Source organism: Nocardiopsis listeri (genome assembly GCF_020741345.1).
Taxonomy (GTDB): Bacteria; Actinomycetota; Actinomycetes; order Streptosporangiales; family Streptosporangiaceae; genus Nocardiopsis; species Nocardiopsis listeri_A.
Genome location: NZ_DYZD01000299.1, coordinates 1 through 9,531, shown reverse-complemented (window position 1 = coordinate 9,531; position 9,531 = coordinate 1). Strand labels below are relative to the sequence as shown.

General features: G+C 68.9%; 7 protein-coding genes. 3 read left to right on the top strand and 4 right to left on the bottom strand.

What is annotated here, in order from left to right:
• On the top strand, positions 1-1,042 hold a 1,042-nt coding region (galK, locus tag K8V84_RS15960), incomplete at its 5' end, for a galactokinase (protein ID WP_304075690.1).
• 77 nt (positions 1,043-1,119) lie between these two features.
• Here the strand turns inward: galK and K8V84_RS15955 are convergent.
• Together K8V84_RS15955 and K8V84_RS15950 are read right to left on the bottom strand one after the other, a co-directional pair.
• Positions 1,120-2,277, bottom strand: a complete 1,158-nt coding sequence (locus K8V84_RS15955; RefSeq protein WP_304075687.1) for a polysaccharide lyase family 1 protein — start codon at positions 2,275-2,277, stop codon at positions 1,120-1,122.
• A 191-nt stretch (positions 2,278-2,468) separates the two neighbouring features.
• Positions 2,469-3,488 (bottom strand): hypothetical protein, encoded by a 1,020-nt coding sequence (locus K8V84_RS15950; protein ID WP_304075684.1) that lies wholly within the window; start codon positions 3,486-3,488, stop codon positions 2,469-2,471.
• A gap of 590 nt (positions 3,489-4,078) precedes the next feature.
• Here K8V84_RS15950 and K8V84_RS15945 point away from each other — a divergent pair.
• Complete coding sequence (locus K8V84_RS15945; RefSeq protein ID WP_304075681.1) at positions 4,079-5,014, top strand: Gfo/Idh/MocA family oxidoreductase; 936 nt, start codon at positions 4,079-4,081, stop codon at positions 5,012-5,014.
• A 23-nt stretch (positions 5,015-5,037) separates the two neighbouring features.
• Here K8V84_RS15945 and K8V84_RS15940 read toward each other — a convergent pair whose 3' ends face one another.
• Positions 5,038-5,301 carry a GlsB/YeaQ/YmgE family stress response membrane protein gene (locus K8V84_RS15940; protein ID WP_304075678.1) on the bottom strand — a complete coding sequence of 88 codons (264 nt, stop codon included), beginning with the start codon at positions 5,299-5,301 and terminating at the stop codon, positions 5,038-5,040.
• 409 nt (positions 5,302-5,710) lie between these two features.
• On the opposite strand from K8V84_RS15940, the gene K8V84_RS15935 reads away from it, so the two are divergent.
• Positions 5,711-7,654, top strand: coding sequence for a tetratricopeptide repeat protein (locus tag K8V84_RS15935; protein ID WP_304075675.1), 1,944 nt, complete (start codon positions 5,711-5,713; stop codon positions 7,652-7,654).
• Between the two features lie 372 nt (positions 7,655-8,026).
• On the opposite strand, the gene K8V84_RS15930 is transcribed toward K8V84_RS15935, so the two are convergent.
• Complete coding sequence (locus K8V84_RS15930; RefSeq protein ID WP_304075672.1) at positions 8,027-9,184, bottom strand: hypothetical protein; 1,158 nt, start codon at positions 9,182-9,184, stop codon at positions 8,027-8,029.
• Positions 9,185-9,531: the final 347 nt, after the last annotated feature.

Below are 9,531 nucleotides of genomic sequence, written 5' to 3'. Positions count from 1 at the left end.
CTACAACGACGGTTTCGCGCTGCCGATGGCCCTGCCGCACAGCCTGACCATCGCGGCGGCCCGCCGCACGGACGGGCGGGTGGGTGTGCGGTCCTCGCAGTTCCCCGGCGCCCACGAGTTCGACCTGACGGGTCTGGCCCCGGACACGGTCCCGGAAGGTGCCGCCTACCAGGCGGGGGCGCTGTGGGCCCTGCTCGACGAGGGTCACCGGATCGGCGGGCTCGACCTGCTGGTGGACAGCACCATCCCGGCCGGCAGCGGGCTGTCGACCTCGGCCGCGCTGTGCTGTGCGACGATCCTGGCCGCCACCGGGCTGTACGGCGACGAACCCGCCCCGGCCGAGGTCGCGCGCCTGGCGCAGCGTGCCGAGAACGACTTCGTCGGCATGCCCTGCGGAATCATGGACCAGTCCGCGGTGATGCTTTCCGACGAGGGCAGGGCGCTGTTCCTGGACTGCCGTTCCCTGGCCACCGAACAGGAGCCGTTCGACCTCGCCGCGCACGGTGTGAGGCTGCTGGTGGTGGACACCAAGGCACCGCGCCGGCTGGTGGAAGGCGCCTACGCCGAACGCCGACGGACCTGTGAGAACGCCGCCCGACTCCTCGGAGTGCGGGCACTGCGCGACGTCACCGTCGAGGCGTTGCCCAAGGCCCTGGCGGAACTGCCCGACGGGGTCACCCGCGACCGGGTCCGGCACGTGGTGACGGAGAACGACCGGGTCCTGAAGACCGTGGAGCTGATGCGCGACGGTCGCCCGCACGAGGTGGGCCCGCTGTTCACCGCTTCGCACGTCTCCCTGCGCGACGACTACGAGGTGAGCGTCCCCGAGGTCGACACCGCGGTGGACGCGGCGCTGGCCGCAGGTGCGCTGGGCGCGCGGATCACCGGCGGCGGGTTCGGCGGATGCGTGATCGCGCTCGTGGACGACGGCCGGGTGGACGGCTGCGCCGAAGCGGTGCGTGCGGCCTTCGCCGAACGCGGTTTCGGCGCCCCGGAGGTGTTCACCGCGCTGCCGTCCAGGGGGGCGCACCGCCTGCGCTGATCGACGGTTTTGTGCAAACGCTTGCGGGGCGGCGCCGGACCGGATCCGAAAAGGTCCGGCGCCACCATCGGGTCGGGTCAGGACGAGGTGTCGATGACCCCGGTGCCGGCGAACTCCTCGACGTCCGCCTTGGCGTCCGCGGGGCTCTGGGCCGTGTAGTCGTACGGAACCGTGAAGTCGGTGGTCGACTCCAGGTGCTCGTACGGGGTGCCGTTGGTGAACTCGTTGTCCACCAGGTTCCAGTAACCGGTCTCGGAGCTGCCGTACCACCAGCCGACCGGACCCTCGATCTGGCCGTCGTGGCTGTCGGTGTCACCGGAGCCGACGTTGTCGAAGTGGTTGCCCTCGACCAGCACCTGAGCGCCCATGCGGGCGTTGATCGCCGAGCCGTCGATGTCCTCGAACACGTTGTTCAGCATGTGCACGTCCGCGTGCCGGATCAGCGGCACACGGGTGTTGAGGTTGCTGAAGTGGTTGTGGTGGTAGGTGATGAGGTCCGGGCCGGCGTCGGCGGAGTCGTTGTGGCCGACCAGCGACGTCTTCCAGTGGTCGCTGAACCGGTTCCAGGAGACGGTGACGTACTCGGAGCCGTGCTTGATGTCGACCAGGCCGTCGTAGTGGTCCTTGTCGACGCCCTCCTTCTCACTGCTGAAGTCGTTGTGGTCGATCCACACGTTGGAGCTCTGCTCGGTGACCTCCAGGGCGTCGCCCTCGCCCTGGGAGACGTGGTGGATGTTCAGGTTGCGGAAAACGATGTTCTCCGAGCGGGTGATCTTGAAGCCGATCTCGTCGAACTCGCCCGAGTCGCCGACCCCGAGGATCGACACGTTGGCGACGTCCTTGACGTCGATCTTCTGCTCGTCGACCTGGTCGGCGGTGACCGTGACGTCGACGTGGACGACCACTCCGTCGCCACCGTCGTCGTGGTCCTTGAGCAGCTGGTACAGCGCCTCGCCCGGGGTGCTCTCCTCACTCCAGGAGGCGTACTCGCTGAGGACGTACTCCTCGACGTTGTCGCCGCCGAACCCACCGGTGGTACCGCCGTTCATGGCGGCGTAGCCGACCGGGGTGTCGCTGTGCGGGTCGGCGAGGGTCTGCGGGTCCGAGCCCGAGGTGAGTTCTCCGTCGACCTGCTGGCCGGGGACCACGAACCAGGCCCCGGCGAGCAGTGCCGCGCCGCCCACGGCGGCCATGGCCACTGTGGTGGCGGGTCGTCTCTTGCGCTGGATGGACATGGGGGTGCCTCTCTTCCGGTGGGGGTCAGGGGATATCAGCGGGGGTCGTCCGCACCGGTTGTGTGACCCGACTGCACTCCGACTGCGCACCGAATCCGGAGTCCGATTGGTGCAAACGGTTGCAGTCGCCCCATCGTCAATGCCCGGCCACACGCTGTCAAGGGTGGTTCCCGTGAAAACCCGAAGGAGCGCTACATCTGGAGGTGGCGACGGACCCGTTCGGCGGCGGTGGTGTCGCCGATCCGCTCGTAGAGTCGTTCCGCCTCCACCAGGTGCCTGCGCCAGTCGTCCTCCCGGTTCAACTGCCCCAGACCGGCCAGGAGTTCGCACACCCGGGCCAACGGCGAGACCTGGTCATGCCTTTCGAAGTCCTCGCGCGCCTCGTGCAACTCCTCGCGGGCGTCGGCGAACCGTCGCGCCGCGATCAGCGCCCGACCGCGTTCCGATCGGACCTTGGCCGCGTTCACCTCGTCCGGCACGGCGTCCTCACCCGTGCCGTCGAAGACCGCCATGGCCAAGTCCAGTCGCTCCATGGCGTGCTCGAACCTGCCCGAGTTGAGCAGTGAGCGACCGACCAACAGGTCGAGGACGGCGATCCCGTGTGGCCACTCCAACGCCTCCTTGAGGGGGCGGACGCGTTCGAACAGGGACAGCGCCTCGTCGTCCCTGCGGTCCCTCTGGGCCACGATGCCCCGCCCCTCCAGGGCGAAGGCGCGTCCGCGCTCGTCCTCGTCGACGTCGGCCAAGGCCAGGGCCGCCTCGAACTCCCGCTCGGCGCCGGTGAGCGCCCCGGTTTCGAGCAGCGTCAGTCCGAGGAGGTTACGTGTGCGGGCCTCCCAGACCGTGTCCTCCATCTCGCGTGCGCAGGCCAGCGCGGCGCGCAGCAACTCCACCAGTTCCGGGGCACGGCCGGTTCCGCGCAGATGGACCTCCAACGACTCCACGATCCGACAGACCGTCAGGTGGCTCCGGCCCTCCTCGGCCCCACGAACACAGGAGAGCAGGGCTTCGGTGTTGGCGGCCATCCAGTTCGCGGCGCCCCTCGCGTCCGTGAAGACGGGAAGGTCGAGGCGGGTGGAATCGTCGGGCAGGGCCAGGTTCCATCCTCCGCAGATGAGGGCGGCGGCGCGGACCGCGGCCTCGGACAGGTGGTCGGCGAACACGGATTCGAGCGCCTCCCGGTCCACGGTCGGCTCGGGGTCGAAGCTCATCGGGTCAAGTCTCACCACATCGTCCCCCTTCGATGGTGAGCGCAGAGCATGCGGGGTGCGTCGGCCCACGGAAGAAGCACGGGGCCGGTGGGTCTCGGGGAGCGTTCATCGACAGTGGACAGGCGGGAACACCGCGCACGGCATGGGGTGTGTCCCCCACCGCACGCCCGCCTCCCTCGGGCCGAGGTGGGCCGGCTCCCTCTTTCCGGCCTGTGCCTCGGCACTCGGTCCCAGAGAATCCATGATGGGGGAGGCGAAGGGGTTCCACCAGGGGATTACGGAATCCGTGCCGGGCGTCGCGATGACCGTTCGTCGGCCAAAGCCCGAACGACCTGTGGATTCGTCGTTGACGGTCGCGGAGGCCGCGTCCGCATCCGGCCACGTCAGACGCTGGCCTCACCTTTGCCGAGAAGCCCTTACACGGCGTCGGCCCCGGCCTGGGCACCGCCCGCCTCTGTGATCGGATCGGCGAAGGCCTCGGGGGCGAAGAAGGCGACGTGGGCCGTGCACCCAATTCATCCCTCCCCCTTGTTGGGAGCGATTCCATGCGCCAAGGTGCTCAAGGTGGATTCCTGACCTGGGAGGAACGCATGGGACTGCGATTCGGGCTGTTGGGCACCGGCTACTGGGCTCGCCAGACACAAGGGGCGGCGCTGGCCGCGCACCCGGAGGCGGGGCTCGTCGGGGTGTGGGGGCGCGACCCCGCCAAGGCCGCCGACCTGGCCGAACACCTGGGCGCCCGACCCTACGACGACGTGGACGCGCTCATCACCGATGTCGACGCCGTCGCCATCGCCCTGCCGCCGAACGTCCAGGGTGAACTGGCGCTGCGAGCGGCCAGGGCCGGCCGCCACCTACTGCTGGACAAACCGGTCGCCCTGGATCCGAACGTGGCCGACGCCCTGGTGTCCGAGGTCGAATCACGCGGTCTGGCCTCGGTGGTGTTCTTCACCAACCGCTTCTCCGACAACGTGGACGAGTTTCTGAGCGCCGCGACCGCCGAAGGTGGTTGGCACGGTGCCCGGGCCACCCTTTTCGCCTCGATCTTCCAGCCGGGCAACCCTTACGGTGCTTCGCCCTGGCGCCGGGAGAAGGGCGGCCTGTGGGACGTGGGGCCGCACCTGCTCTCGGTGGTACTGCCCGTGCTCGGGCCGGTCGAGGAGGTCACCGCGTTGAGCGGGCCCCGGGACAGCGTGCACCTGCTGACCCGCCACCGGGACGGGGCGGTGGGATCCTTCTCGGTCACCCTGGACGCGGCCCCCGAGGCCAGGGCGTTCGACATCGACCTGTACGGGGAATCAGGTTGGCGTTCGGTCCCCGGGGGTGATCGGAGCGCCGCCGAGGCCTTCGGATCCGCGATCGACCGACTGCTGACCCAGGCGGCCGGGGATCTGGGAGACCCTTGCGACCTGCGGTTCGGCCGCGACGTCGTGGCGGTGCTGGCCGCCGCCGAGCGGTCCGTCCGCTCCGGTCGGACCGCACACGTGGCCGAGGTCACCGGATCGGATCCGGTGACCTCGGGTTGAGAATCGCGAGTGAGCGCGGGTGGTCAGGCGGTCTTGCCCGCGTTCTTCGTGTACATCCCATCGGCGAGATAGACGATCCCCGCCGCCACCAGTACCTGGACGATCAGGACCAGGAGCCAGGCGGAGGTGAAGAAACTGGCGATCCACCCGCCAAGGAAGGCGGCCACGATGCCTAGGACCAGGGTCAGCCAGATCGGCAGGTGCTGCTTGCCGGGAACGATGAGCCGCCCCAGAGCACCGATGATGATGCCGACGATGAGTGCGCTGATGATGCCGGTGATCTCCACAAGACCTCCCACAGTTGGACGCACCCCCGTCGTTCCCGAACACACCGGAAGAACACTGCTTCTCTCTCCCTGATTCGAACCCTTTGCCGCATCTTGGGCGCTTCACGCCCTGATCTGAGGAGACCATGAACCTGCACGTGAGGATGCGTGGGCAGGGAATACATCCGACGCCGGGGGGCACAACCCTCTCTGTCAATGACGAGAGAAAAGCCCCCTTATGCCTCCTCAGGAAGGTGACCGGCGCGCCCCCGTCGACAACACCACGGGGGCCGTGCACGGCGGAACGGTGATCCAGACCGGAACCATCCATGGTTCCGTGCACCTGGTAGCCGCCGGTTCCGACCCCGTTCCCCGACAGTTACCGATGCCACCACGGATCTTTACCGACCGTGCAACCGAGTTCCGTCGCATGGAGGCCCTCCGGAACGAGATCGCCAGTGAGGGAGATGGCCGGATCATGGTGCTCACCGGCACCGGAGGCGTGGGCAAGACCGCCCTGGCCACGCGTTTCCTCGACACGATCGCTGAGCACTTTCCCGACGGCACCCTGTACACCGACCTCCAGGGGTTCACCGAGTCCGGGCCCACCGACGCCTCGGACGTCCTGGACGCCTTCCTCCGAGCCCTCGGGACCGAACCCGCCGCGATCCCCCAGTCCTTCGACGCCCGGGCCGCGGCCTTCCGCAGCCGGACCCACGGGAAACGGATCACCCTCCTGTTGGACAATGCCATATCGGCGGCCCAGGTCCGGGCCCTCACCCCCGGACAGGGACGGCATCTGGTCGTGGTGACCACACGATTACACCTGTCCGGCCTTCGGCTGGACGGCTCGGACTTCCTGAACGTTCGGCCACTGGGTGAGAACGAAGCCCTCGAACTCGTGACGCGCATGCTCGGAGATGACCGCGCCGGGGAGGATCCCGCCTCTGCCCGGCGACTCGTCGGGCTCTGCGGACGGCTCCCCCTGGCTCTGCGCGCCGCCGTCGGCGGACTCGCTCTACGCCCCCACCAACCCCTGGATCGATTGGTCTCCCGCCTGGCCGACGAGGGCGAACGTCTCGCCGTGCTCAGCCACACTCGGGAGCTCTCCGTGGACGGCGTGTTCACCACCTCCTACCGGCAACTGCCCGAGATCGCCCGCCGCCTGTACCGGCTGCTGGGGGTGTTGCCGGCTCGAGACCTGACCGTCGAGGTCGCGGCGGCGCTGCTGTCCACGGGCCCGCTCGACGCCGAGGACCGCCTGGCCCACCTGGTGGCGGCCAACCTCCTGGAGGAAATCCCCGGGGGCCGATTCCGTCAACACGACCTGATCCGACTGCACGCCCGCACGCGGGCCGAGGAGGACGAGCCGACGGAGGCGGTGGAGGACGCTCTGGACCGGGTGCTGGAGTACTACCTGACCACCGCCGCCGCGGCCGACCAGACCCTGAATCCGGGCCGCTGGCACCTCGCTCCGGTCTTCGATCGCCTGCCGAGTCGTGGGTTCGGTACCAGGTCCCACGCCTTGGAGTGGTTGGAGAACGAGCTGGAGGCCCTTCGTGCGATCGTGCGGTTCAGCGGTGCCACGGGAAGGCACGCCATCTGCTGGCAACTGTGCGAAGCGCTGCGCAACCTCTTCATGGTCCGCAAGCACTTCGACGCCTGGGGGGAGACCCACACCCACGGTCTGGACGCGGCCACCGCCTCGGGGGACCCCGCTGCACAGGCGAACATGCTCAACGCGTTGGCCGGGCTGCGGCTGACACTCGGGGAGACGGAAAAGGCCGCGGGACTCCATGATCGGGCCCTGGAACTGTGGGGACGAGCGGGGCACAAGCTTGGACAGGCGTCCTCGTTGGAAGGTCGCGGCGTCTGCGAACTCGCCATGGATCGACCCCGGCACGCCAGGCGGTACTTCGAGCGGGCTCTGGACATCCACACGCGCCTGGGCAGGGACCGAGGAATCGCCCTCATGCTGCGGCGATTGGGCGAAGCCGGCCGCGACCTCGGTGAACACACTGCGGCCATCGACCACTTCCATCGCGCACTGGAGTACTTCGACCCGGTGGCGGAACCGTACATGCGAACGCGAACGCTGGTGGGGTTGGCCGCCACCCATCTGGCGACGGCCGATACCGAGACCGTGCTCGCGATCCTGAAGGAGATCCTCGACATCAGCGAAAGGATCGGCGCCAGGGCCGAGAAGGCGAGGGCCCAGGTGATGTCCGCCGACATCGCCGAGGCCCAAGGCCGTCTCGACCGGGCACGGACACTGCTCAACCGAGCACTGTCCACGTACACCGAACTCGACTCCCCCGAAGCCGAATCCACACGTCGGCGGCTGGAGTCTCCCCCTTACTCCTCTCGACCTTGAGCGCCGACCGGCCCAACTCCCCCACCAGCGCGGAACGATCACGGTGGTCCCATGGACAAGACCCGGCGAGCATGGCGACCGACAAGGCGGAGGCCGCGTTCGGAACAGGGATCGCCTGCGCCACGTCCCGAATGTGGACCAGGAACGAGGAACCGGTGGAGACGATCGCCCGACAGCCCGGCAGCCGACCGAAAACCTCATCCACACTCGGCCCTAATCCAGTGACCATCCCCACCATGTCGGCGGAGTGCAGCCAGCGCCGAGGGGTGTCGGCCGCCATACGCACACCGACCTGTTCGTCCAGGATCCCGGGGTCGGAACCGAAGGTGTCGACGACCAAACGGCAGCGGACCACACGAAGCTCAGGAGTGATCACGCGGCTCGCCACCCCTCCTTCATCGAGGCGGAGCCCACGAAGGTGGGTCCGCTCAGCGGGGACAGGACGGCAGGTACAACGGGCTCGGCCAGATCCATCAAGCGGTACGACAGGGCACGGATCAGCCCGGCGGAACGCCCCGGCACCGAGGTGAGCCGCGCGTACACCCGTGCACTCCACTCCGGGCTCCACCGCTCCACGATGTCCTCGAGGTGCGCCACGGCGTGCTCGCCCACCGGGAGGTTCGGGGTGATCCGGTGGAGGAGCTCGGGGGTCGAACCGGGAGCCACGTCTACGAGACCGCCCCCCGCCAACAGGGTCGGGGCCCCTAGACCGGCCGCGTAGGCGGTGACCGATCCGGGGTCGCCCATCACGACGTCCGCGGCGACCAGAAGCCCCTGCCAGTCGGCGAAGGGCGCGAGCACCCTCAGCCCCCGATGTCGGGCGTCGTGCAGCCAGGCCAGTACCTGACGCGGGCCGTGGACCCACCAGATCCCGGGGTGGAGGATCATGGCGGCGACATGATCGTGCGGGAGGTCCCTCATGAGCCGGTCGACGATATCGGGGTTGACGCCCCAGACCCCGGTCCTCCCCCACGAGCTGGAGACCACCACAAGGTGTTCGTCCGCCGCCACACCGACCGCCCGGCGAAACTCCTCCCGCCGAGGAAGCGCGGATAGGGCCCGGTCGAAGCAAGGGTCGCCGACCACGTGCACCACGGACTCGAACGCCGTGTCCAGATCCGTGAAGATCGAACGCTGGTCCGAGTGCGCGATACCCACCGCCGCGGGCACGATCCGCCCGTACCGCACCAGGGCTCCGTACACCGCGCCGCCCACCGGCCGCGCGACCGCCGGCCCGTACCCGGATCCGCGCACGACCATCCGGGACACCCCTGTGCCATGCGGAAGGATCAGGGCCGGGCCCCGAACCTGCTCCAGCAACCCCTGGTTCGCGGCGAGCACCAGATCGTACCTGTGCCTGACCGCTTCCTCCCAAGGCAGGACGGCCGCGTCCATGTCCCGCAAGAACTCGCGCCCGCTGCGCTCGAAGCACGAACCCGGCGCGAGTGACCAGACCACCTGGATCCGGGGGTCTCGTTCGATCAGGTCGAGGAAGTCGTTCAGCCGGTCCCCGGATTGGGCTCCGTGCACGACAGCGAGAATTGTTCGCTCTGTTCGGATCGTCAGGGGGTGGAGGGGTCCGGTGTCCCCTCGGGCCCAGGCTCTGCCGGTCGACAAGGTGTGCTCCTTCCCGCGCCGGGCGGATCGCCCGGTCGTTGTCTCGTACCGACCTCCAACCTGCGCCGACCGGCTGAACAGGGGCTGGTAGAAGACCTTGCAGGAAGCTTGTCGAACCTTGCAGCGGGCCGGCCTTCGGCTTCACGTCCGACCGGTCAAGGTGACGCTGCATCTGGATGAGTGACGGGTGTGGTGGTGGGGCGCCTTGGGTCGTGGCTCTTTGGGTGGCCTGGCGGGGTGGGGGTGGGTTCTTCCTCCTT

What these genes read in the sequence shown, in the direction of transcription:
- K8V84_RS15945 (WP_304075681.1), top strand. Translation starts at nt 4,079, where the DNA reads ATGGGACTGCGATTCGGGCTGTTGGGCACCGGCTACTGGGCTCGCCAG.
- K8V84_RS15955 (WP_304075687.1), bottom strand. Translation starts at nt 2,277, where the DNA reads ATGTCCATCCAGCGCAAGAGACGACCCGCCACCACAGTGGCCATGGCC.
- K8V84_RS15950 (WP_304075684.1), bottom strand. Translation starts at nt 3,488, where the DNA reads ATGAGCTTCGACCCCGAGCCGACCGTGGACCGGGAGGCGCTCGAATCC.
- K8V84_RS15935 (WP_304075675.1), top strand. Translation starts at nt 5,711, where the DNA reads ATGGAGGCCCTCCGGAACGAGATCGCCAGTGAGGGAGATGGCCGGATC.